Source organism: Ruegeria sp. D6 (assembly GCF_056534365.1).
This window is the reverse complement of the sequence record NZ_JBQFPH010000008.1, coordinates 75693-96753: the sequence shown is the minus strand read 5'-3', so window position 1 is coordinate 96753 and position 21061 is coordinate 75693. Positions and strand designations below refer to the sequence as shown.

The 21061-nt window shown below is 57.5% G+C and carries 22 protein-coding genes; 13 read left to right on the top strand and 9 right to left on the bottom strand.

From position 1 onward, the window contains the following. Positions 1–67 precede the first annotated feature (67 nt). Together ACR0A1_RS19845 and ACR0A1_RS19840 are read left to right on the top strand one after the other, a co-directional pair. Positions 68–409, top strand: a complete 342-nt coding sequence (locus ACR0A1_RS19845) for a hypothetical protein (RefSeq protein WP_170395910.1) — start codon at positions 68–70, stop codon at positions 407–409. Between the two features lie 149 nt (positions 410–558). Beyond that, a complete protein-coding gene (locus tag ACR0A1_RS19840) occupies positions 559–1890 on the top strand; it encodes an NAD(P)/FAD-dependent oxidoreductase (RefSeq protein ID WP_480868957.1) in 1332 nt (443 codons plus the stop codon). A 3-nt stretch (positions 1891–1893) separates the two neighbouring features. Here ACR0A1_RS19840 and ACR0A1_RS19835 read toward each other — a convergent pair whose 3' ends face one another. Then, on the bottom strand, positions 1894–2826 hold the full coding sequence (locus ACR0A1_RS19835; RefSeq protein WP_480868955.1) for an MBL fold metallo-hydrolase: 933 nt from the start codon (positions 2824–2826) through the stop codon (positions 1894–1896). Between the two features lie 212 nt (positions 2827–3038). Here ACR0A1_RS19835 and ACR0A1_RS19830 point away from each other — a divergent pair, with 212 nt between their 5' ends. Together ACR0A1_RS19830 and gltX are read left to right on the top strand one after the other, a co-directional pair. Beyond that, complete coding sequence (locus ACR0A1_RS19830; RefSeq protein WP_480754182.1) at positions 3039–3377, top strand: DUF1801 domain-containing protein; 339 nt, start codon at positions 3039–3041, stop codon at positions 3375–3377. A 60-nt stretch (positions 3378–3437) separates the two neighbouring features. Then, positions 3438–4763 carry a glutamate--tRNA ligase gene (gene gltX / locus ACR0A1_RS19825; protein WP_170395918.1) on the top strand — a complete coding sequence of 442 codons (1326 nt, stop codon included), beginning with the start codon at positions 3438–3440 and terminating at the stop codon, positions 4761–4763. Positions 4764–4778: 15 nt separating this feature from the next. Here the strand turns inward: gltX and ACR0A1_RS19820 are convergent, their stop codons facing one another. Further along, entirely contained in the window at positions 4779–5390 is a 612-nt protein-coding gene (locus ACR0A1_RS19820; protein WP_480868953.1) for a gamma-glutamylcyclotransferase family protein, read from the bottom strand. A 94-nt stretch (positions 5391–5484) separates the two neighbouring features. Between ACR0A1_RS19820 and ACR0A1_RS19815 the strand changes: the two genes are divergently transcribed. Beyond that, positions 5485–5931, top strand: a complete 447-nt coding sequence (locus ACR0A1_RS19815) for an Rrf2 family transcriptional regulator (protein WP_170423813.1) — start codon at positions 5485–5487, stop codon at positions 5929–5931. 2 nt (positions 5932–5933) lie between these two features. On the opposite strand, the gene ACR0A1_RS19810 is transcribed toward ACR0A1_RS19815, so the two are convergent. Together ACR0A1_RS19810 and ACR0A1_RS19805 are read right to left on the bottom strand one after the other, a co-directional pair. Next, positions 5934–8462 carry an ABC transporter permease gene (locus ACR0A1_RS19810; RefSeq protein ID WP_480868951.1) on the bottom strand — a complete coding sequence of 843 codons (2529 nt, stop codon included), beginning with the start codon at positions 8460–8462 and terminating at the stop codon, positions 5934–5936. Continuing rightward, complete coding sequence (locus tag ACR0A1_RS19805) at positions 8459–9154, bottom strand: ATP-binding cassette domain-containing protein (RefSeq protein ID WP_170395925.1); 696 nt, start codon at positions 9152–9154, stop codon at positions 8459–8461. The genes ACR0A1_RS19810 and ACR0A1_RS19805 overlap by 4 nt, the downstream gene beginning before the upstream one ends. Positions 9155–9223: 69 nt before the next feature. On the opposite strand from ACR0A1_RS19805, the gene ACR0A1_RS19800 reads away from it, so the two are divergent. Then, positions 9224–9844, top strand: coding sequence for an arylesterase (locus ACR0A1_RS19800; RefSeq protein ID WP_480868967.1), 621 nt, complete (start codon positions 9224–9226; stop codon positions 9842–9844). Between the two features lie 10 nt (positions 9845–9854). After that, on the top strand, positions 9855–10469 hold the full coding sequence (locus ACR0A1_RS19795; protein ID WP_170733614.1) for an SOS response-associated peptidase: 615 nt from the start codon (positions 9855–9857) through the stop codon (positions 10467–10469). On the opposite strand, the gene ACR0A1_RS19790 is transcribed toward ACR0A1_RS19795, so the two are convergent. Together ACR0A1_RS19790 and ACR0A1_RS19785 are read right to left on the bottom strand one after the other, a co-directional pair. Then, positions 10466–11020, bottom strand: coding sequence for a L,D-transpeptidase (locus ACR0A1_RS19790; protein ID WP_480868949.1), 555 nt, complete (start codon positions 11018–11020; stop codon positions 10466–10468). The genes ACR0A1_RS19795 and ACR0A1_RS19790 overlap by 4 nt on opposite strands. Before the next feature lie 168 nt (positions 11021–11188). Further along, entirely contained in the window at positions 11189–11395 is a 207-nt protein-coding gene (locus ACR0A1_RS19785; RefSeq protein WP_010442474.1) for a cold-shock protein, read from the bottom strand. Between the two features lie 327 nt (positions 11396–11722). Between ACR0A1_RS19785 and ACR0A1_RS19780 the strand changes: the two genes are divergently transcribed. Both ACR0A1_RS19780 and ACR0A1_RS19775 read left to right on the top strand, forming a co-directional pair. Continuing rightward, positions 11723–12250 carry an REP-associated tyrosine transposase gene (locus ACR0A1_RS19780; protein WP_480868947.1) on the top strand — a complete coding sequence of 176 codons (528 nt, stop codon included), beginning with the start codon at positions 11723–11725 and terminating at the stop codon, positions 12248–12250. A gap of 163 nt (positions 12251–12413) precedes the next feature. Continuing rightward, a complete protein-coding gene (locus ACR0A1_RS19775; RefSeq protein ID WP_480754190.1) occupies positions 12414–13157 on the top strand; it encodes a hypothetical protein in 744 nt (247 codons plus the stop codon). A 23-nt stretch (positions 13158–13180) separates the two neighbouring features. Here the strand turns inward: ACR0A1_RS19775 and ettA are convergent, their stop codons facing one another. After that, positions 13181–14848 carry an energy-dependent translational throttle protein EttA gene (gene ettA / locus ACR0A1_RS19770; protein ID WP_480868944.1) on the bottom strand — a complete coding sequence of 556 codons (1668 nt, stop codon included), beginning with the start codon at positions 14846–14848 and terminating at the stop codon, positions 13181–13183. Positions 14849–14986: 138 nt separating this feature from the next. On the opposite strand from ettA, the gene ACR0A1_RS19765 reads away from it, so the two are divergent. From ACR0A1_RS19765 to dacB, 3 genes are all read left to right on the top strand, one after another. Then, positions 14987–15457, top strand: coding sequence for an MOSC domain-containing protein (locus ACR0A1_RS19765; RefSeq protein WP_170395935.1), 471 nt, complete (start codon positions 14987–14989; stop codon positions 15455–15457). Between the two features lie 32 nt (positions 15458–15489). Further along, positions 15490–16110: a nicotinate-nucleotide adenylyltransferase gene (locus ACR0A1_RS19760; RefSeq protein ID WP_480763436.1), complete on the top strand. Its 621-nt coding sequence runs from the start codon at positions 15490–15492 to the stop codon at positions 16108–16110. Between the two features lie 67 nt (positions 16111–16177). After that, complete coding sequence (gene dacB, locus ACR0A1_RS19755) at positions 16178–17656, top strand: D-alanyl-D-alanine carboxypeptidase/D-alanyl-D-alanine endopeptidase (RefSeq protein ID WP_480868942.1); 1479 nt, start codon at positions 16178–16180, stop codon at positions 17654–17656. On the opposite strand, the gene ACR0A1_RS19750 is transcribed toward dacB, so the two are convergent. Continuing rightward, positions 17653–18075 carry a tellurite resistance TerB family protein gene (locus tag ACR0A1_RS19750; RefSeq protein ID WP_170395941.1) on the bottom strand — a complete coding sequence of 141 codons (423 nt, stop codon included), beginning with the start codon at positions 18073–18075 and terminating at the stop codon, positions 17653–17655. The genes dacB and ACR0A1_RS19750 overlap by 4 nt on opposite strands. 325 nt (positions 18076–18400) lie before the next feature. Beyond that, a complete protein-coding gene (locus tag ACR0A1_RS19745) occupies positions 18401–19303 on the bottom strand; it encodes a LysR family transcriptional regulator (RefSeq protein ID WP_480868940.1) in 903 nt (300 codons plus the stop codon). A 154-nt stretch (positions 19304–19457) separates the two neighbouring features. Here ACR0A1_RS19745 and ACR0A1_RS19740 point away from each other — a divergent pair, with 154 nt between their 5' ends. Further along, complete coding sequence (locus tag ACR0A1_RS19740) at positions 19458–21032, top strand: arylsulfatase (protein ID WP_480868938.1); 1575 nt, start codon at positions 19458–19460, stop codon at positions 21030–21032. Positions 21033–21061 lie beyond the last annotated feature (29 nt).

Here is a 21061-nt window from a genome sequence, read left to right as displayed (position 1 = left end):
AGGGGTCTGCCTCATATGGGGCGGATGTGACGCAATCCGGTAGGTTGGCCTGCCATTTTCAGAGCCGATGACCGGGATTGTGGAACTGGGAAAAGGCATCCGTGTTTGGGATGTCAGTAAAGGTATTGGTGGTCAAATGACGAATGGATACGATAAGCCGCTTCATTCTCCGTTGCAGTTGAAGCCTATGGAATCAGCGCCTCGCAAGTTGGATGAACAGGCGCTGGATGCTGCGATTGCAGACATTATGAGCCAGGAAGAGCCGACGCCCGGCGCGGTGGCAGGCCCGGTTCCGTTGCGATCGGAATTTCCGGTGTTGCAGCCACAGGAATCGCTTGCATCAAAGTCCGATCCCAAGCTCAGCACGGTACTGCGCCAGAAATGGGCGCAACTTTCCGGGGCGGCGTAATCTGAACGCATCTGCGCGGCGTAATTCGCCGCGCATTGGCCAATTGGCCACAGGTTCCGGCAATTGCCCGGGACCAACCGATTTCTACATTGCCAGTGAAATCGCCTTCAGGCTGGATGTCGCTCCGATGAACGAGCACCGAGCGGTTAATGCCAGGCCCCACACCGACACCCGTCGAATCTGATCTCACACTTCCCAAACACGTAGATGTTGTCGTCATAGGTGGTGGAATCATCGGGGCTTCGGCTGCCTTCGAGCTTGCTGAGCGAGGTGTTTCCGTTCTGTTGTGCGAGAAGGGCCGGATTGCGGGCGAGCAAAGCTCGCGCAATTGGGGCTGGGTGCGCGTTGGGACACGTGATCCGCGCGAGATCCCCCTGATGCAAGAGGCGCTTAGAATCTGGCAAGGGCTGGATGCGCGATTGGGACGCGCCACAGGCTATGTTCAATCAGGAATCGTGTTTGGCGCATCTGGCGCACGAGACGATGAAAACCTGACGCGATGGCTGGACCATGTTGAAGGGCTGCAAACAGGTGCTCGCATGGTATCCGGCCCTGAACTGGGCGGGTTGCTTTTGGATAACAGTATGAAACTGCGCTCAGCGCTTTACATGCCGCAGGACGGGCGGGCCGAGCCGCAATGGGCGGCTCCCGCAATCGCCGAGGCGGCGCGCGACCGTGGGGCCGCGATCATGACGCAATGCGCGGTGCGAAGTGTCGATGTTGCTGCGGGCCGGATCGCAGGTGTTTTCACCGAACGCGGCCGCGTAAGGTGTAGTCAAGTCGTACTTGCAGGCGGAGCCTGGTCTCGGCTGTTTGCGGGGAACGCTGGAATCGCTCTGCCACAGCTCAAAGTGCTCAATACGGTCATGCGGACCTCTCCGGTTGCAGAAGGGCCAGAGGTGTCGCTTTGGAGTGATGATTTTGCCATTCGAAAGCGCTCGGACGGGGGATACACCATAGCTTCGGGTCACGAGAATACAGTGGACATCGTTCCTGACAGTTTCCGACTCGGGTTGCAGTTTCTGCCCGCATTCCGGCAAGAGTGGCGGTCCTTAAGGTTTCGCCTTTCGAGACGCTGGATGGTCGAGGCGAATGAAGACCGAAGCTGGCTGCCGACCGATGTGACACCGTTTGAACATTGCCGAGTACTCGACCCGGAACCTTCCCAGAAAGTGTTGCGAAGGGCGTGGGCCAACGCCCGCAAGGCGTTGCCTGCGCTTGATAGTGCGGAGATCGTGCAAAGCTGGGCCGGCCTGATCGATGTGACCCCGGATGCGATCCCGGTCATCTCGAAAGTGGACGCGGTGCAGGGCCTGCATATTGCGACCGGTTTCTCTGGCCACGGTTTTGGCATCGGTCCTGCCGCCGGTCGATTAGTGGCGGACCTTGTTACGGAAAGTACGCCTTGCGTTGATCCGACCGCCTTTCGCCTGTCCCGTTTCACGGATGGGTTAAAAGTGCGGCCGGATGCTGGTTTTTAGCCTCTAACCCATCATTTGATAGCTGACCGGCACGAACCGGAACCCGTCGCCACGGGATTCGACATACCCAGCGGCTGGGAAAGGCATGTGATAGCCGATCATAGGCACTTTGTCCGCAGCCAACATGCCCAGCACATTCCGGCGCGATTCCGTTGCAGCGGCTTTGTCCATGTCGAATCGCACTTCCCATTCAGGATGTGCAAATGACCAGACATAGTGATTTGCAAGATCCGCCGTCAGGACCAGACGCTGACCGTTACTTTCTAGGTGATAGACCATATGGCCCGGAGTATGACCAAACGCTGCCATACCGGTGACGCCGGATGCGACTTCACCACCATCCCCGATAAAGGTCATCTTCTCTGCCATCGGGGTGACTTTGGCTGCAACCATATCACCCACTCGGTTGCCCGCGTCTTGCGCTGACCAAAAGTCGTATTCGGGTGCTGCTGTTACATAACGCGCATTGGCAAAAGTCGCGGCATCATTGGTTGTCATACCACCGATATGATCGGGATGCATGTGGGTAATGACCACCACATCGATCTGATCAGGCGTTACGCCGGCGTCGGCCAACGCGGCCTGAATTCCACCTTGGCCAAGCCCAGTATCAAACAGGATCATCTCGGACCCCGTATTAACCAGCGTTGGTGTGAAGAAGAACTGCGCAACATCTGGCGAGATGAAGTTGTCAGCCGATACACGGGCGAAATCTTCATCCGAGGCGCCGCCGCCGAAAATGTCTTGCGCACCATCACGAGGCAGGCTGCCATCCAACAAGGTGGTGACGATGAAATCGCCCAGTTGAAACGATTTTGCTATTGTAGAGTTGGCTTTGGTCTCGGTACCTGCGGCCAGAACAGGCGAAGTAGCTGCCGCAAGCGGCAGAGCCGCAACCGTTCCAAGCGCCGCCCGGCGAGTCAATCTGATGGTCATGGTCGTTCTCCCTGTCAGAGCATGTTTGACTGAATTAGGTCAGTCTGGGCCTGTGGCCATACTATGGCACTGTTATATGGGCTGCGTGGTTGAACATTACGTGTTAATTTTTGTTCATGCCGCGATCTGCGAATAAAACCGTACCCACCGGGCAAAACGTTGCTGATTTACTGGCGAGCATTCAGCCGACCCGCAAGGCGGAAGAGGCGCACGTGCTGGACAGGCTGTTTCGTGAAACCACAGGTTATGCGCCCGTAATGTGGGGCCCGTCGATCATTGGCTATGGTCGATATCATTATCGCTATGCGTCAGGGCGTGAGGGCGACTTTCTCGCAACTGGGTTCTCTCCGCGTAAGGCGGCGCATTCTATCTACATCATGCCGGGTTATGCTGATTTCGAAAATATCCTGTCTCGACTGGGCAAACACAAGCTGGGGAAATCCTGCCTCTACGTGAATAAGCTACCGGATATCGATCTCGACGTGCTTGGTGAACTCATCAAAGCCGGGCTCGAACGCCTAGATGGCATTTGGCCGGTTGAACCAACCTGAAAGCCCCTGCTGGACAAAAACGCGCCCATGTGAGATGAGCCGCGCCAACAGGAGACTTCCATGACCACGACCCGTTTTGCCCCGTCGCCCACCGGTTACATCCATGTGGGCAACCTGCGCACCGCCCTGATGAACTATTTGATCGCCCGCAAGGCTGGCGGTACGTTCATTCTGCGCATTGATGACACCGATCCCGAGCGGTCGAAGGAAGAATATGTCGACGCGATCAAGCAGGATCTGGAGTGGTTGGGCCTGCATTGGGACCGGGTCGAGCGACAGTCGGAGCGTCTGGACCGCTACGCCGAGGCCGCCGACAAGCTGCGCGAGATGGGCCGGTTCTACGAGGCGTTCGAGACGCCCACCGAGCTCGACCTTAAGCGCAAGAAGCAACTGAACATGGGCAAGCCGCCGGTCTATGACCGTGCCGCGCTGAACCTCAGCGATGCCGAGAAAGAAGCCCTGCGCGCTGAGCGTGGCAATGGCGTCTGGCGGTTCAAACTGAACCACGAGCGTATCGAATGGAACGATGGCATTTTGGGCGACATCTCGATCGATGCAGCTTCAGTATCCGACCCGGTGCTGATTCGGGGCGATGGTCAGGTTCTCTATACGATTGCTTCTGTGGTCGATGACACCGAAATGGGCGTAACCGATGTCGTGCGCGGCTCGGACCATGTCACCAACACCGCAACGCAGATTCAGATCATCGAGGCCTTGGGCGGGACCTGTCCGCGTTTTGCGCACCACTCGTTGCTGACTGGCCCGCAGGGAGAGGCGTTGTCGAAACGCTTGGGCACTCTGGCCTTGCGCGATCTGCGAGAGCAGGGCGTGCAGCCAATGGCCTTACTGAGTCTGATGGCGCGTCTGGGGTCGTCAGATCCGGTTGAGCTGCGCTCGGATATGGCAGAGTTGATCGACGGCTTTGATGTTACACGCTTCGGTGCAGCCCCAACCAAGTTCGACGTGCAGGACCTGTTCCCGCTGACTGCGAAGCATCTACAATCGCTGCCGCTGACCGATGTGGCCGATGCCGTTGCTAAAGCAGGTGTACCTGCTGAACTGGCCGAGCCTTTCTGGACCATGGCGCGCGAAAACATCACGACGCTGAGCGATCTGGAGGGATGGTGGGAATTGTGCCGTGATGGGGCCGAACCCCTGATCGCTGACGAGGACCGTGAGTTCATTGCTCAGGCTGTCTCGTTGCTGCCCGAAGGCCCATTCGATGGGGAAACTTGGGGCACATGGACCAAGGCCGTGAAAGAGGCCACAGGCCGCAAGGGCAAAGGCCTGTTCATGCCGCTGCGCAAAGCGCTGACGGGGATGGAGCGCGGGCCCGAAATGGCGACCTTGCTGCCGCTGTTGCAGGTGATCCGCGCTCGCGGCTGACTTCAGGGTCAGTGCTTAGAATACGAAGGAGGCAGGTAAATCACCTGCCTTTCTTTGTTCTCCGGGTCGCAAAACTTGCGCCGAAACGCGTTGCAGTCGGTCATCCACGAATTCGGTCTCGGCCTGCTTCAATTGTTGGTGACGGGGATAACGGGGCTCGGCGCGGTCGTTCAAAATCGGAGCATCCCAACCATCGGTTGTTGCAAAGAAGCGATCGGCGCCCTCTGGTCCAAAAGCCCGCAGATACCCTTGCACGACAACATCAATATAGCTGAGCAATAGGGGATGGTGATTGCTGGGCGCGGTGTGTCGATCATGCGGGACTGCGTAGACAGCGATTTCCACCTCTTGCGCCAGAGTGTGCGTGATCGACCGTGTGGCTGGAACGCGGTCATAGGCCCATTCTCTTTCATCCAACGCGGCCCAGTCGTTTTTAGGAACATGGGCGATCATACCATCGATCTCGGAATCAGCATCCGGCACAGCGGTCAAAAACGCCACCGGGCGCAGATCCGTGTGCCGCCATGCGCGTCGCCAACCTTTCAGTCGCGCTGGGCGCGGGTCGGGGAAATCATGCGTCGACAGGTTCACGAGGCTGCCATAGCCGAAGAAATAAGGGTCTGCCATGCGGGTCGCGTCCTTCTTTGACGATTGATGTATGTCAAACAGTCTTTTTACGAGACATGCAATAAAGCTTCACCTTGAGATTCGGGAGGCCCTAATGCGGATTACCAAACGGACGAATATCGCGGTGCGTGTTTTGATGTATTGCGCCGCACATCAGGAACGGCTGGTCACGAAGGCCGAGATCGCCGATGTCTGTAATATTTCAGAAAACCATCTGGCGCAGGTGATCAACCAACTGAGCCAGCTAGACTATCTCAGCACACAACGCGGTCGCAATGGCGGCATGACCCTGGCGCGCCCGGCGGATCAGATCCGGGTCGGGTCCGTGTTTCGCCATGTCGAAGGCGGGTTGCCGATTGCCGAGTGTTTTGCGGATGCTGACAACACCTGCCCACTGACCGATGCCTGCCGCCTCCGGTTGGCGCTGCGGGATGCGGCTGAGGTGTTTTATGCGTCGCTGGACGAAATCACGCTCGATGCTTTGGTGTGCGACAATGACCAATTGCTGAAAATATTGCAGCCTGTCGCTTGTATGCGCTGAACTCAGTCGCTGGCGCGCAGTATGCGCGCAGGGCGTACTGAAAGCGGGCGCAGGGCAAAGACCATCCCCGCGCCTAAGGTAACGCCAACACCGGCGATGACGATCCCAAGCGCGGATGGCCAGATGACCGCGAACTCTGTGTCGAATATATAAGTAGCCACGGCCCAACCGCCCAGAATTCCGGTCAGCAAAGCAACGCAACCTGCAGCTGCTCCCAAAAGGATTGCCCGCAGGGCAAAGCTGCGCAATATGCGCCCACGGTTGGCACCCAGAGTCTTGAGGATCGCTGCCTCGTACCTACGCGCCGGTTCGCCCGCTGCCGCCGCACCGATCAACACTAAAAACCCGGTCAACAGAGAAACCCCTGCGCCATATGACGTGGCTGCCGCAAGCCCTGCCAGCAGGCCTGATACCCGGTCGATGGCGTCTCTGACCCGGACTGCCGTGATGTTGGGGAATTGACCGGCCAAATCACGCAGAATGGCGGCCTCGGCCTGTTCTTCGGCATAAACGGTAGCGATGAAGCTATGCGGGGCACCAGCCAATGCAGAGGGGTTCATCGACATGACAAAACCCATTCCTGCAGTAGAGAAATCAACCTCGCGCAGCGATGTGAGTTCAGCAGTGATATCGCGGCCCAGGATATTAACGGTCAGCTCATCGCCCAGTTTCAGGCCCATCTCGTCGGCCTCTTCTGCGGCAAAGCTGACTTGCGGTGGGCCGCTGTAGTCCTCTGGCCACCAAACCCCGTCAGTCACGCGGGCATTCCGTGGGGGGCGGGCAGAGTAGGTTACGCCCCGGTCGCCGTCCAGAACCCAGTGATCGCCTGCAATCTCGCGCGCAGGTCGCCCATTGATTTTGGTAATGATCCCACGCAGCATCGGAGCGCTTTCTACCCGACTGACGGCAGGGTCGGTGTCGAGACGTTCGCTGAACCCGGGCATCTGATCCTTCTGGATATCGACGAAGAAATAGGAGGGTGCGACCTCGGGCAAGTTGCCCGAAATCGCATTGCGTAGCGTGCCGTCGATCTGCCCCACCGCCGCAAGGACCGAAAGGCCGAGCCCAAGGGACAGGACCACCGATGCTGCGCCTTCGCGTGGGTCAGAGATGGCGGACAACGCCCACCGCAGGGCTGGACGCCCTCTGGCCCAAGGAGCGCCCGCGCGGGCCAATTTGCGAATGGCAATGGCAGAAAGGGTCAGCAAAGTGAGCGCCCCCGCCAGACCTGCGCTTGTCCAGAGGGTCAACCGGGTTGAACCGCTGAACCAAGCGGCGGCTCCGATCAGTACGGCCAGGCCAATTGCAGTCGCAATTACATAGATCAACCGCGGGAAGCTGTTTGCCGAAGTCAGCGCATCCCGGAACAATGTTGCCGCACGCACCTCCTCGGTTCTGGCCAGAGGCCAAAGCGTAAACAGGAACGCGGTTAGCACACCATAAAGTGCGGCCTCGAACAGGGGCTGCGGATATAGCGAGAATACAGCAGGGATCGGCAGTTGGGTTTCGATAACCGGTGCCAGCAGCATTGGAAGCGCCGCGCCCAGGCTCAAACCCATGACGATACCAACGCCTGAAAGAACGGCGATCTGGATCATGTATGTCTGAAAGATTGTGGCCCGATCAGCGCCCAAAGTCCGCAATGTCGCAATGGTTTCCGTTTTCTGGGACAGATAGGCGCGCACGGCAGCCGATACGCCGATCCCCCCAACCGCCAATCCGGACAGACCAACCAGCACCAGAAACGCGCTGAGGCGCCCTACAAACTCGGATATCCCGGGCGCACCATTGCGGGCATCAGTCCAGCGCATGCCGGTTCCCTCGAAGGCCTGCCTGGCCTGCTGCGACAGCGCCTCCAACTCGGCGGTTTGCGGCAAGTTCATCCTGTATTTGGTGGAAAACAAAGTACCCGGAGCCAGCAGGCCCGATGATTGCAAATCCTCGGTTCGAACCAACGTGCGCGGTCCCAGCGAGAACCCATCTGCCGCACCATCCGGTTCGTGTTCCAGCGAGGCCACCAAAACGAACCTCTGCGTGCCGAGATCAAATTGGTCCCCAATCGCAAGGTTCAGGCGGTCGATCAGGGACGGAGCCATCACGGCGCCGGGCAGCCCATTGGCGCCCGCCAAGGCCTCGGGCAAAGAAACTGCGGGTTCCAGAGCCACCGATCCCAACAGCGGATAGGCCCCGTCCACGGCCTTCACCTGAGTTAACGCCCGTTGCGCGCCTGCGCCATCACCCGTGACGGCCATGGACCTGAAATCGACGACCTCCGACACTGCTTGCGCGGTGTCCGCCATCCAGTCACGTTCCTCATCGTTTGCAAAGCGATAGGTGAACTCCAACTGGGCATCGCCGCCTAAGAGCGACGCGCCCTCTTGTTGCAATCCGGTCTGAATGGCTTGGCGCACCATGCCAACCGCAGCAATTGCTGCAACACCCAAAGCCAGGCAGGCCAGAAACACCCGAAACCCGCGCAACCCACCGCGCAGTTCGCGCCGGGCCAGGCGACCGGCCAGACGCAGGCTCATTCGGCGGCCTCACGCTGGGATTCCTCGGCGATACGCCCATCGCGCAAGCGCACAACGCGGTCGCATTTCTGAGCCAGCGTATGGCTGTGCGTGACCAGAACCAGAGTTGCCCCGTGACGGTCCCGCAGTCCGAATAACAGATCAATGATTGCTGAACCGTTGGTTTCATCCAGATTTCCCGTTGGTTCATCTGCCAGTAATATATGCGGGCGCGGGGCCGAAGCGCGGGCCAGCGCCACACGCTGTTGCTCGCCGCCTGACAACTGCGCCGGGTAGTGATCGATACGATGTGAAAGGCCCACGGCCTCCAACTCGGCCGCGGCGCGCTGGAAAGCATCTTTGTGTCCCGCGAGTTCTAACGGGGTCGCCACGTTCTCAAGCGCGGTCATCGTCGGGATCAAGTGGAAATTCTGAAACACTACGCCCATGGCATCTCTTCTGAACCGTGCCAGCGCATCTTCGCTCATTTTCGTTAGATCTTGACCCAATGCGGTAACACGTCCGCCGGTTGCCTGTTCTAAGCCGCCCATCAGCATCAGTAGCGAAGACTTTCCGGAACCAGAGGGACCGATCAGCCCCAGAGTTTCACCCTTGCTCACAGTCAAAGTGATGTCGTGCAGGATATCCACTCTTCCGGCATTGCCATCCAGCGATAATGCGGCATCTTGGAGGGTGAGAACGGGTGTCGTCATCGATCAGGCCATCAAGAGGGGTACAGTCCATTGGGATATGGCGCGATACAGAAGCTGCGCAAGGGTTTGATGTCAGGCGTGTTCATCTGTTGCGGATTTGCCGCGACGGCTGAGTCGGTGGTGATTGCGGCGCTCGGAGATTCCCTGACACAAGGATATGGACTTCCGCAACAAGACGGGTTTGTGCCCCAACTGCAACGCTGGTTGCAGGAGGAAGGGGCGGATATTCAGCTTATCAACGCCGGTGTTTCCGGGGATACGACCGCAGGAGGAGCCTCCCGCGTTGATTGGACTCTGACGCCAGAGGTCGATGGCATGATTGTAGCCCTCGGCGGCAATGATCTGTTACGCGGTATCGATCCGGATGTGTCGCGCGCCAATCTTGAGGCAATCCTGAACACCGCTGAAGCTGCGAATGTCGAAGTTCTGCTGATCGGCATGCAAGCCCCCGGGAACTATGGGTCGGATTACAAGCAAAGTTTCGATGCCATGTATCCGGAACTGGCGCAGCAGTATGGCGCGATCTATGCGGAAAGCTTCTTTGACGGGCTCACGACCGAGGGCGATCCTGCAGTCGCGCGCCAGTTCATGCAATCTGATGGCATCCATCCAAATGCCCAAGGCGTTGCGCTGATCGTTGACGCGCTAGGACCTTTTGTACTGGCTTTAGCGGAGCGCGCTACCGATTAGGAGGGGTCCTATGCCAGGCCGGTTTTTTCTCACACGACCAATTGGCGAGATAGTTAAGTTCCTGAATGTGAAAGATAACGTAGGGCCTCAGCCCCCGCGCAGAAATATTCAACCGGGTCAGGAGGTGACGGTATTGACCGGTGAAGGCTTGAAGATGATGCGATGGGGGATGATCCCGGTCGGCAGGGTCAATGCGCGCGGACGTCCGGTGATGGAGACCATTATCAACGCTCGCTCTGAAACGGTTTTTGACAAAAGCGCATTCGAAGGTGTTGGGCGCGCAGTTATACCAGTTGATGGCTGGTACGAGTGGACCGGAGAGAAACGGCGCAAAACTGCATGGCGTATCGCAGCGAAGGATGGCATACCGCTGTTATTTGCTGCAATTACGGATAGTTGGGAGGCCCCTGGTGGGCAGCGTGTGGATCAGGTCGCCGCAGTCACCTGCGAGCCAAATGCCGATGTAAAGCCGATCCACCACCGTATGGGTGTGTTGCTGGGGTCGCAGGATGTGGATTGCTGGTTACATGGATCCGAAGAAGAGGCACAGAAGCTGATGCGCCCATGGCCAAAAGGTCGCCTGAGGATTGAACAAGCCGACGATGTGGATTGGTCGGCGGCTTAGACCACGGTCACCACGGTTCCAATCGGCACCCGGTTGTACAGATCGATTACATGCTCATTCAGCATCCGTATGCAGCCGTTCGAGGCCGCGCGACCGATGGTTTGCGGTTGTGTGGTGCCATGGATGCGGAAATAGGTGTCGACTCCGTTTTGGAACAGATACAAAGCGCGCGCGCCCAGTGGATTATCGCTCCCTCCCGGTTGGACATAGTCGTTGTCCTTAAACCGACCATAGGCCACCGGGTCGCGTTCGATCATCTCATCGGTCGGTCGCCAGGTGGGCCATTCCTTCTTGACGTCGATAGTTGCGGTTCCTGTGAACTCCAGTCCGGCCTTGCCGACGCCGCAGCCATAGCGGATCGCTTTGCGGGGTTCGGTTATGAAATAAAGGTAGAAGGAACGGGGAACGACCAGCAGCTGACCGGGTAGGAATTGCTTTTTGACCCGCACGAATTGTGGCGTGGGATCATACTCGACCGCTTTCTTGGCGCTGACAACGCCCGGAAGCAGGCTGACGGCAGTACCGGCCAGAAATACGCGGCGTGTGAACATGGTGACATCCCTCAAATGACCAAAGAAATCATAACGCTAGTTTTGAAATGATAGCGGATTTGGTCAATCACCGGGGAGGAATAACCCGATTGTGATGTATTCCCTATGCCACACAATCAACGAGGGCATAGCGGAGTGCGGCGGGAAAAATCCCGCCCTTTGAACGGCTTAGGCCAGTTCGATATTGTCGGCGCTTTCGCGGCCGTCACGACCAGCGCGCAGCTCGTACGTGACTTTCTGGTTGTCGGCCAGACCGGTGAGGCCCGAACGCTCGACAGCCGAGATGTGTACGAAGATGTCTTTGCCGCCATCTTCGGGTGCGATAAAGCCGTAGCCTTTGGTGGTGTTGAACCATTTTACGGTGCCTGCGGGCATATCCGTTGTCTCCTGTTTAGTGCTGCCCACGTGGATGCGGCAGCCCGGCGTCGTTGTCTGGATCGATAGACTGAGCGCCGTAGAAGGAGACTGCAGGTCGAAATAGAAAAACGTAAGCCTCATGGATATGGCATCGGTCAGGCGGTGTGGCAAGGGCGGATTGTACGGTTTGTACAGGGGTTTGAGGGGCAATCGTCCGACTTGTACAAGAATCCGCCGATGGTTTTGGTTATTAGTTAGCGGAGCTTTGATAAGGTCCGGTTATTTATCTGGCGCGTCGGAGTGGCATTCAGAATCCGTTAACCCTCGTCATGATCAAGTTACAGCATGAGCGATTATCGACACGTCCGCGTTCCCGGAGCCAAGTATTTTTTCACCGTGTCTTTGGCCGACCGGTCGTCGGATTTGCTGGTGCGTGAGGTAGCGCATCTGCGGGCGGCCTTTGCAGCAACGCAGATAGAGCGGCCGTTCTGGTGCGATGCGTTTGTTGTATTGCCGGATCACCTGCACGCGGTTTGGACCTTGCCGCCGGGGGATGCGGATTATTCGACGCGGTGGCGGTTAATCAAAAGCCGATTTGTGCGTGCCGTCGGAGAATTCGGTCCGCGAAGCGAGTCCAAGGTTGTCAAACAGGAACGCGGGATTTGGCAACGCCGGTTTTGGGAGCACACCATTCGGGACGAACGAGATTACCGCAATCATGTGGTTTATTGTTGGGGCAATCCGGTCAAACATGGGTTGGTGGAGCATCCAACCGATTGGCCGTATTCGTCGATTTATCGTGATATCCGCGCAGGCCGGGTTGATCCGGTATGGAGTGGCGTTGTCACCGAAGGAGCGTTTGGGGAACCGTAGGATGGGTGATTTCACCCATCAATTTATGTGGTGGGATATTGGAGAATTGAGGAGTGATGGGTGAGAGCACACATTCTACACTTGCTAAAAAAAACGTTTCCAGTCGTTAGCCTGTTGAATAAACTTGGTTGATAGTTGTCCGAAAAAGTTTGGAATTTGTTTGATGGATGTTCTTTTGAAATTGATTATCGGAATAGTGTTGTTGCTTGCCAGCTCTATGCAGGCACAATCGCTTGAAGACGAAGATCTAAGGAGAGTCAGAGAGGCAGTTGTAGTCGTTTGTGGCGAATTCGCGCAAGGCGGTTCTTCGAGTGAAATAAACGCAAGTGGCGCTGCGGGAGTCGAATTGAAAAATCTGGCTCGAATATTGGCAGATCTTGGTCTGGAAGGCGATGGTGACTTTTCAGCCGAGGAATATGTAGGGGTACTAAGGGAAGAACTTGGTGAAGAAATACTGAATAACAGAGCTTGCCGTCTGAAAATTTGGAGCGATATTGTTTCCGGCGTTAATTCGAGTGACCAGACTGATGTAGCGGAAAAAGCTCAGCTTACTTCAGATTACGGGAATTCGTCCGGGCTATTTGATTGTAAATCAACACAGAATTTTGAGGTTTGTGTTGATAGTTCAAGAATTAGAGGTGCGTTTGCAGATTTGAGTCTGACACTGCGCAACAGGACCGACAAAACTTTAGATGTTTGTCAATCCACACCTCACGCGTACGCTATTTCAGAAGAAGGTAAAAAAACTGAAGTAGGTATTGGACCGGATTGCAGGAGGGTTGTTGGAGGGGGGCTCGAATCGTTTAGTTTTCTATTTGAGTTTGAAAGTAATGTTGGTGGATTTTATGATGCTACGGTGGTATTTTCACGCCCCTCAACACAAATTACATATCGAAACTTGCGTTGAGGGTAATCAGACTCAACACTAGTTCACCGCGCAAACTTCTTATGCTTCAACCGTTTGGGCTCCAGCGCGTCCGGTCCCAGACGGCGTTTTTTGTCCTCTTCGTAGTCCTCGAAGTTGCCCTCGAACCACTCCACATGGGCATCGCCCTCGAAGGCCAGAATATGCGTGCAAATCCGGTCAAGGAAGAAGCGGTCGTGGGAGATCACCACGGCGCAGCCGGCGAAATCGACCAGCGCGTCTTCCAGCGCGCGGAGGGTTTCCACGTCCAAATCGTTGGTCGGTTCGTCGAGCAGCAGGACGTTGCCGCCCTCTTTCAGCAGGCGGGCCATGTGGACGCGGTTGCGTTCACCCCCTGACAGCAACGAGACCTTTTTCTGCTGGTCGCCGCCCTTGAAGTTGAAGGACGAGCAATAGGCGCGGGAATTGACCTGCGCGTCGCCCAGTTGGATGATCTCGGCGCCGCCGGTGATCGCCTCCCACACGGTGTCGTTGTCTTTGAGGTCATCGCGGGATTGGTCGACATAGGACAGCTCGACCGTGTCGCCCAGCGTGATGGTGCCGCTGTCGGGCTGTTCCTGCCCGGTGAGCATCTTAAACAGGGTCGATTTACCGGCACCGTTGGGGCCGATGACGCCAACGATGCCGCCGGGGGGCAGGGCGAAGTCCAACCCTTCGATCAGTTGCTTGTCGCCCATGTGTTTCGACAGGCCCTCAACCTCGATCACTTTGCCACCAAGGCGCTGGCCGTTGGGAATGACGATCTGGGCGCGGGTCAGCTTTTCGCGTTCGGACTGCTCGGCCAGTTCGTTATAGGCGTTGATCCGGGCCTTGGATTTGGCCTGACGGGCCTTTTGGCCCTGACGCATCCATTCCAGTTCGCGTTGCAGGGTCTTCTGCTTGGACTTGTCTTCGCGGGCTTCCTGCTCCAGCCGTTTGGCTTTTTGTTCCAGCCATGCGGAATAGTTCCCCTCGTACGGAATGCCGCGACCGCGGTCGAGTTCGAGGATCCAGCCGGTGATGTCGTCCAGGAAATAACGGTCGTGAGTGACGATCAGAATGGTGCCCTTGTAGTCGATCAGGTGCTGTTGCAGCCACGCGATGGTCTCGGCGTCCAGGTGGTTGGTCGGTTCGTCGAGCAGCAGCATGTCGGGCGCTTCCAGCAGCAGCTTGCAAAGCGCCACACGGCGTTTCTCACCGCCCGAAAGGTTGGCGATGTTGGCAGCGTCTGGCGGGCAGCGCAGCGCTTCCATCGAGACATCGATCTGACTGTCGAGGTCCCACAGGTTTTCCGCGTCGATCGCATCCTGCAGGGTAGTCATTTCCTCCATCAACTCGTCCGAGTAGTTCTCGGCGATCTCCATGGCAATCTCGTTGAACCGGTCGACCTTGGCCTTTTTCGCGGCCACGCCCAGCATGACGTTCTCGCGGACGGTCAGCGATTCATCCAGCTGAGGTTCCTGCGGCAGATAGCCGACCTTGGCGCCTTCGGCCGCCCATGCCTCACCGGTGAAGTCCGTATCGAGGCCTGCCATGATCTTCATCAGCGTCGATTTACCCGCGCCGTTGACGCCGACGACACCGATTTTCACGCCGGGCAGGAAGCTCAGGTGGATGTTTTCAAAGCACTTTTTGCCACCGGGATAGGTCTTGGAGACACCCTGCATGTGGTAGACATATTGATAGGCAGCCATGTCGCGTCCTCTGGGTCGGGGAAATCAAGTTGGAACGCTGGATATCCGAGGCGAGCGGGCGGGGCAAGCTGGTGGTTTTGTGAATTTTCTGTGGTCGTTTGATCCGGTAGAACCAACACGACAAGGAGTGGTGGGGTTTTGGCAGAACTTGCGGAACTGATTGCCGGTTGGGCGCAACCGGGCCGGGTGACATGGATCGGTGTACGTCCTGGCCGCAGAGCGGAATTGGATGGGCGCAACGAGGTTTGGGTCTCAGCCGATGGGCTCGACGGCGACCGCAGCCGGGCGGGCAAGCGGGCGGTGACTTTGATCCAGCAGGAACATCTGGCGGCGATTGGCTCTTATCTGGGGCAAGGATCGGTTAAGCCTGAGATCCTGCGGCGCAATCTGGTGGTTTCGGGGATCAATCTGGCGGCGCTAAAGGGGCGGGAGGTGCAGGTCGGGGAGGCCGTTTTGCGCTTTACCGTGATATGCGCTCCGTGCAGTCGGATGGAGGAGGCGTTGGGCAAAGGCGGCTATTCTGCTGTGCGGGGGCATGGGGGATGGTGTGCCGAAGTAGTGCAACCGGGGCAAGTCAGGCTTGGCGATGTGGTGCAGCCGATTGATTGACAACACCTCTCAGTTCTGAACATCAGCAGAGGATGGAACGCAGTACCATTCCATATGCGGGGCCCGGGCAGGTCGTGGGGTTGTTCGGAGGGTCATTTGATCCTCCGCATCAAGGCCATGTGCATGTGACGCGTGAGGCGATGAAGGCGTTTGGGCTGGATCGGGTGTGGTGGCTGGTGTCGCCGGGCAATCCGTTGAAGGAGCGGGGGCCTGCGCCTTTGGCGCGGCGGATGGCGGCGGCGCGGGATGTGATGCAGCATCCGCGCGTTGAGGTCACGGATATTGAGGCTCTGACGGGGACGCGGGCGACGGCGGATACGCTGGCGGCGTTGCGGAGGCTTTATCCTAAGGTTCGGTTCGTTTGGCTGATGGGGGCCGACAATCTGGCGCAGTTTCACCGCTGGAAAGATTGGCGACAGATCATGGACAGCGTGCCGGTGGGCGTTGTGGCGCGGCCTGGGGACCGGATTTCTGCTCGGATGTCCCCGGCGGCTCGGCTTTATGCCAAGTACCGTATCGACGGGCAGGCGCGGCATTTGCTGGGGCGGGCGGAGGCTCCGGCGTGGTGTTTTGTGAACGTGCCGATGGTTGACGTCAGTTCGACCGAGTTGCGCAATCGCGGGAATTGGAGCGATGGGGTGTTGCCCGAATGACTCCACTTGGCGCATAATCTTAATCAAGTGATTGTCTGCATTTAAGCTCTGGGATTCTAATAGACCCATGGTCGATCGAATTTCGCGTCGTTTGTTTCTGGGTGGATTAGGGGCGTCTCTGGTTCCGGGCACAGGTCTGGCCGAGGCGCCTTCGGTGTCTCTGCGCCCTGTGCTGCGTGGCCCGCAGCCCAGCGGGGCTGAGCGACTGGTTCAGGCGGCGGGGCTGAAGGGCGAGGTTGTTTTTGCCGTGGCCGACGTGGAAACCGGAACGCCGCTGGAGGTGTTCGGCGAGGGCCAAAGCCTACCACCAGCCAGCGTCGCCAAGGCGCTGACCGCGCTTTATGCGCTGGATGTGCTGGGTCCGGAGTATCGGTTCGAAACGCGCTTGATCGCGGATGGACCGGTCGAGAATGGCATTCTGAAAGGCGACCTGATCCTTGCGGGTGGCGGTGATCCGCTGCTGGATACAGACGCGCTGGCCACAATGGCAGCCAATCTGCGCAAGGCCGGGATCACCGAGGTGAAGGGCGCGTTCAAGGTCTATGATGGTGCGCTGCCCTACGTCTTCAGCATTGATCCGGGGCAGCCGGATCATCTGGGCTATAGCCCGTCGATCAGCGGGATTTCCCTGAATTTCAACCGTGTGCATTTCGAGTGGAAACGCGAGGGCACCGGCTATGACGTGACCATGGATGCGCGCAGCGCAAGTTACAGGCCGTCGGTGGATATCGCATCAATGCGGGTCGAGAACCGCAGCCTGCCGATCTACACCTATCAGCCAAGCGCGCGGCAGGATCGCTGGACCGTGGCCAAAGGCGCGCTAGGCAATGGCGGGGCACGCTGGCTGCCGGTACGCAAGCCTGCGCTTTATGCCGGAGATGTGTTCCGCACGCTGGCACGCGTGAATGGGATCGTGCTGGGCCGGGTGCAGGTGACGCGGCAAGCACCGCAGGGGACCGAACTGGTGGTGCATCAGAGCGATCCGTTGGAAAGCATCCTGAAGGGGATGCTGAGATATTCGACCAATATAACCGCCGAAATGGTGGGTTTGGCGGCCACCAAGGCGCGCGGAGTTGCGCCGCAGGGCCTTGAGGAGTCAGCTGCAGAAATGAACCTATGGGCGGCAGAGCGTTTTGGCGCGAATGGGATCGCGATGGTCGATCATTCCGGTCTCAGCGGTTCCTCGCGCATGGCCCCCACCGGCCTGGTCAAGACGCTGGTGGCAGTAGGACAATCAGAGGAGCTGCGGCCGTTGCTTCGGTCCTTCACGCTGGCCGACAAAAATGGGCAGCCGGTCAAGGATCATCCGATCAAGGTCGACGCAAAGACGGGGACGTTGAACTTCGTCTCGGGTCTTGGCGGTTATATGACAACGGCAGATGGGGTGGATCTGGCGTTTGCGATCTTCACCGCCGATACCGCGCACCGTGCCACGATCCCGCGTGCATCGCGCGAGCGCCCGGACGGCGCGCGGGCCTGGAACCGACGGTCCCGCAAATTGCAACGCAATCTGATTGAGCGTTGGGGTGCGCTCTACGGTAGCTAGGTTGTATGCCGCGCCCGTGCCCCGCGCTCGATGGCGGCGGCGTGCAGGCGGTCGATGCTGAGCTCGTACCGGATTTCTTCCAGCAGGCGCAGTTCGGTCTCGGCCAATGTGCCGTCAGCGGCGGCGACGTCGCATGCAAGCGCGTAGGCGGTTTCGTTCAGGCGTTCAGGCAGGTTGTCGCGGATCAGTCCGAATAGGGCATCCAGCCCGTCCACCTGCTCAAACAGATCAAACACGATCTGCGACACGCGGCGGGTACGGTCAATATCGTAGCCTGCAAATACCGGCAGCATGTTGACCGCGCCTTCGATCTTGACCAGCTCTGCGGTTCGGATGTTCTCGTCCGAAGCGGAAATCGCCACCATGATCGCCACAAGGCAATCCTGCGGGGACATCGGATGTGGGGTTTGCTCGGTCATGGTGTCGTCCTGAATGAAACGTTTGTTGCCGCACGATAGGAGCGGGTGCAAGGAGGTTCAACTGGTAGTTTTGGGGTGCAATGAATGCGATCGATGAGGGCGGGTGATTTCGGCTGCGATGTAAACGTCCGTTGAGAGCTTACACCTGCCGTCGACCAGGCTTCTATTCTTTGCATGTGCTGCGCGTCGCGAACCAAGCGTTTCGGACTTTCACCGCCAGCATTCCAAAGCAGAACTTCGCCAAGTTAATTGGCCATACGGAAACGACCAGGCACTAGCTAAGATGCGTTTCAGTTGGGCGTTTTTCTATGCCTTGCACCGCCGGTCATGCCCGATATTTAGCAAGCTCACTCCAGAATAATTCTACAGCATCCGAAGTGTTCTGTGACTTACGCGCTGCGCAGATGTTCCACGTAAGGTTCTGTGCCATAGACACGGGTTTCACCGTCTTTGCATGGATCAGATCCGCAAATGTGTCCGCCATCCCTCCCACGATGTAGTCCGGTTCTGCCAACAATCCGGTCAGGAGGTTGTAGTCGTCGCATTCGATATGCGGCTGTGCATTCACCTTTTCGATGGCTTCAGCACCGCCACCAAGTGCTTTTGTCAAAGCGGCTTTCCAGTGTTTGTGGAGATGCGGAGATGCAAAGGGAAAATCGAATATGCCTGCCATCGTTTGCGGGCCACGCTGATGAATCTCATGGTCGCGATGTGCCACAAACTGGATTTGTTGTTTCTCCATCACCATAATCTCGACGTTGTCAGCTTCGGGAGTGTAGGTCAGGTCACCGAGGAACATGTCGAACTTTCCCGCCTGCAACAAATCAAGCGGTCGTGCGTAGGCGCTTACCAGAATTCGGAAACGAAGATCAGGCATCACTTGCCGCACTGATCGCAGGGCGGGCAGGATCAGGGTTCTCGTGGTCAGAGGCCCGCAACCGATCAGCAAAGTGCCCGGCCCGGTTTCGCGCAAAGCGGCCACGCGCGTCGCATACTGGTTCAGGTCTTCGCGCAGCGCCTGGGCGATTGGCAAGAACTCCTGCCCTGCGCGTGTCAGAGTGCTGCTGTTTCGGCTTCGATGAAACAAAACAAGCCCCGTATAGTCCTCGGCCTGCCCGACATAGCGGGACAATGATGCGTTGGACACACCCATCGCACGGGCAGCATTTTGGAAACTGCCGATTTCAGCCAATGTAAGAAAAGCGGTCAAAGAGTTTTCGTTCATCATGCCGTCAACCACATTTCAGGTTTTGTTCTTTAGATTTCACAATATGAAATTCCGGTAAAGCTCTGTTGCGACGCGAAAGTTTCGACCGCTATCCCTGATCGGACTTTCGATACTCCCTTCACCGGTATCGTCTTCTACGTTCGCAGAGGTAAAAATGTTCATTTTTCGATCTATTGTGGTTTCCGCCACGCTGGCTACAGCTTCGGTCTGTGCCCTGCCAGTTTTGGCCGAAACCGACCAGCCCAATATCCTTGTCATCATGGCCGACGATGTCGGCTGGGCCAGTCTGGGCAGCTATCATCAGGGTGTGAAAAGTATCAAAACCCCCAACCTTGACCAGCTTGCTGCGGATGGTATGCGCCTTACGGACTACTATGCACAGCCAAGCTGCACCGCAGGGCGATCTGCCTTTATCACCGGACAATTGCCAGTTCGGACGGGGATGCACACAGTCGGGCTGCCCGGAGATCCGGAAAAAGGTCTGAATGAAAAAGACCCTACTCTGGCAAACATCCTTAAATCTCTAGGCTACACCACCGGGCAATTCGGCAAAAATCACTTGGGCGATATGAACAAGTTTCTGCCAACTGTGAAAGGTTTCGATGAATATTGGGGCTGGCTCTACCACCTGAATGCGATGGAATACACCTCTGACCCCGATTGGCCCAAAGATCAGAAATTCAACGACACATTTGGCCCACGGAACATCATCCACGCCTATGCCACTGATACAATTGATGAAACCGTAGATCCACGCTGGGGGCTGGTTGGAAAGCAGCGTATAATAGACGATGGCCCAGCTCCGCCTGAACGGCAAAAAACGCTCGACGATGAGGTGACGGCCCATACTCTGGACTTCATCAACCGCGCGGTCGATAGCGACACGCCCTTCTTTGTCTGGATGGCCCCGGCCCGAGCGCATGTCTGGACACATCTGAGCCCCGAATACGAGGCAATGCTGGGCGACGGGCGCGGTTTGCAGGATGTCGTAATGAAAGAGCTTGACGACAACGTGGGCAAGGTCTTGGCCCGTCTGGACGAACTTGGCATCTCGGACAACACTATTGTAGTCTTCACCTCGGATAACGGCCCCGAAACCATGACTTGGCCTGATGGTGGAACAACACCGTTCCGAGGCGAAAAAGGTACGACATGGGAAGGCGGCTTCCGCGTTCCTGCTATCATTCGCTGGCCCGGAAGAGTTTCCGCCGGGACCGTAAGCAACGGTATTTTTGCCGGTCTTGACTGGATGCCTACCCTCGTCGCCGCCGCCGGAGGACCTGACGATCTGCCTGGATCACTACTGAAGGGCTATGAGGGCTATCAGGTGCATCTGGATGGTTACAACCAACTGCCTTTCCTGACTGGCGAGGGTGAGAGCAACCGGGACGAGATTATCTACTATGAAGGTCCGGACCTGCAAGCGGTACGCCATGGTGATTGGAAAGCACATTTCACGATACAAACCGAAGGATGGGCAGGTCCAAAAGAGGAACTGAACGCGCCCCTGCTGTTCAACCTGCGCCGCGATCCCTATGAAAAGGCAGCTGAGGAATCGGGGATGTATACCCGTTGGATGGGCAACAAAATGTGGGCCTTTGGCCCTGCTGCCAAATTCGTCCAAAACCACCTGTCTACCTTCATTGACTATCCTCCGCGGGGGTCGGACATAACCAACCAGGGCCATGTCGAAGAGCAGATATCGACCGAAGGTGGGATGTCGCAGTAGAAAACAAACCTCGGGAGGCATCACCTGTT

What these genes read in the sequence shown, in the direction of transcription:
- ACR0A1_RS19845 (WP_170395910.1), top strand. Translation starts at nt 68, where the DNA reads ATGACCGGGATTGTGGAACTGGGAAAAGGCATCCGTGTTTGGGATGTC.
- ACR0A1_RS19840 (WP_480868957.1), top strand. Translation starts at nt 559, where the DNA reads ATGCCAGGCCCCACACCGACACCCGTCGAATCTGATCTCACACTTCCC.
- ACR0A1_RS19835 (WP_480868955.1), bottom strand. Translation starts at nt 2,826, where the DNA reads ATGACCATCAGATTGACTCGCCGGGCGGCGCTTGGAACGGTTGCGGCT.
- gltX (WP_170395918.1), top strand. Translation starts at nt 3,438, where the DNA reads ATGACCACGACCCGTTTTGCCCCGTCGCCCACCGGTTACATCCATGTG.
- ACR0A1_RS19820 (WP_480868953.1), bottom strand. Translation starts at nt 5,390, where the DNA reads ATGGCAGACCCTTATTTCTTCGGCTATGGCAGCCTCGTGAACCTGTCG.
- ACR0A1_RS19815 (WP_170423813.1), top strand. Translation starts at nt 5,485, where the DNA reads ATGCGGATTACCAAACGGACGAATATCGCGGTGCGTGTTTTGATGTAT.
- ACR0A1_RS19810 (WP_480868951.1), bottom strand. Translation starts at nt 8,462, where the DNA reads ATGAGCCTGCGTCTGGCCGGTCGCCTGGCCCGGCGCGAACTGCGCGGT.
- ACR0A1_RS19805 (WP_170395925.1), bottom strand. Translation starts at nt 9,154, where the DNA reads ATGACGACACCCGTTCTCACCCTCCAAGATGCCGCATTATCGCTGGAT.
- ACR0A1_RS19800 (WP_480868967.1), top strand. Translation starts at nt 9,224, where the DNA reads ATGTCAGGCGTGTTCATCTGTTGCGGATTTGCCGCGACGGCTGAGTCG.
- ACR0A1_RS19795 (WP_170733614.1), top strand. Translation starts at nt 9,855, where the DNA reads ATGCCAGGCCGGTTTTTTCTCACACGACCAATTGGCGAGATAGTTAAG.
- ACR0A1_RS19790 (WP_480868949.1), bottom strand. Translation starts at nt 11,020, where the DNA reads ATGTTCACACGCCGCGTATTTCTGGCCGGTACTGCCGTCAGCCTGCTT.
- ACR0A1_RS19785 (WP_010442474.1), bottom strand. Translation starts at nt 11,395, where the DNA reads ATGCCCGCAGGCACCGTAAAATGGTTCAACACCACCAAAGGCTACGGC.
- ACR0A1_RS19780 (WP_480868947.1), top strand. Translation starts at nt 11,723, where the DNA reads ATGAGCGATTATCGACACGTCCGCGTTCCCGGAGCCAAGTATTTTTTC.
- ACR0A1_RS19775 (WP_480754190.1), top strand. Translation starts at nt 12,414, where the DNA reads ATGGATGTTCTTTTGAAATTGATTATCGGAATAGTGTTGTTGCTTGCC.
- ettA (WP_480868944.1), bottom strand. Translation starts at nt 14,848, where the DNA reads ATGGCTGCCTATCAATATGTCTACCACATGCAGGGTGTCTCCAAGACC.
- ACR0A1_RS19760 (WP_480763436.1), top strand. Translation starts at nt 15,490, where the DNA reads ATGGAACGCAGTACCATTCCATATGCGGGGCCCGGGCAGGTCGTGGGG.
- dacB (WP_480868942.1), top strand. Translation starts at nt 16,178, where the DNA reads ATGGTCGATCGAATTTCGCGTCGTTTGTTTCTGGGTGGATTAGGGGCG.
- ACR0A1_RS19750 (WP_170395941.1), bottom strand. Translation starts at nt 18,075, where the DNA reads ATGACCGAGCAAACCCCACATCCGATGTCCCCGCAGGATTGCCTTGTG.
- ACR0A1_RS19745 (WP_480868940.1), bottom strand. Translation starts at nt 19,303, where the DNA reads ATGATGAACGAAAACTCTTTGACCGCTTTTCTTACATTGGCTGAAATC.
- ACR0A1_RS19740 (WP_480868938.1), top strand. Translation starts at nt 19,458, where the DNA reads ATGTTCATTTTTCGATCTATTGTGGTTTCCGCCACGCTGGCTACAGCT.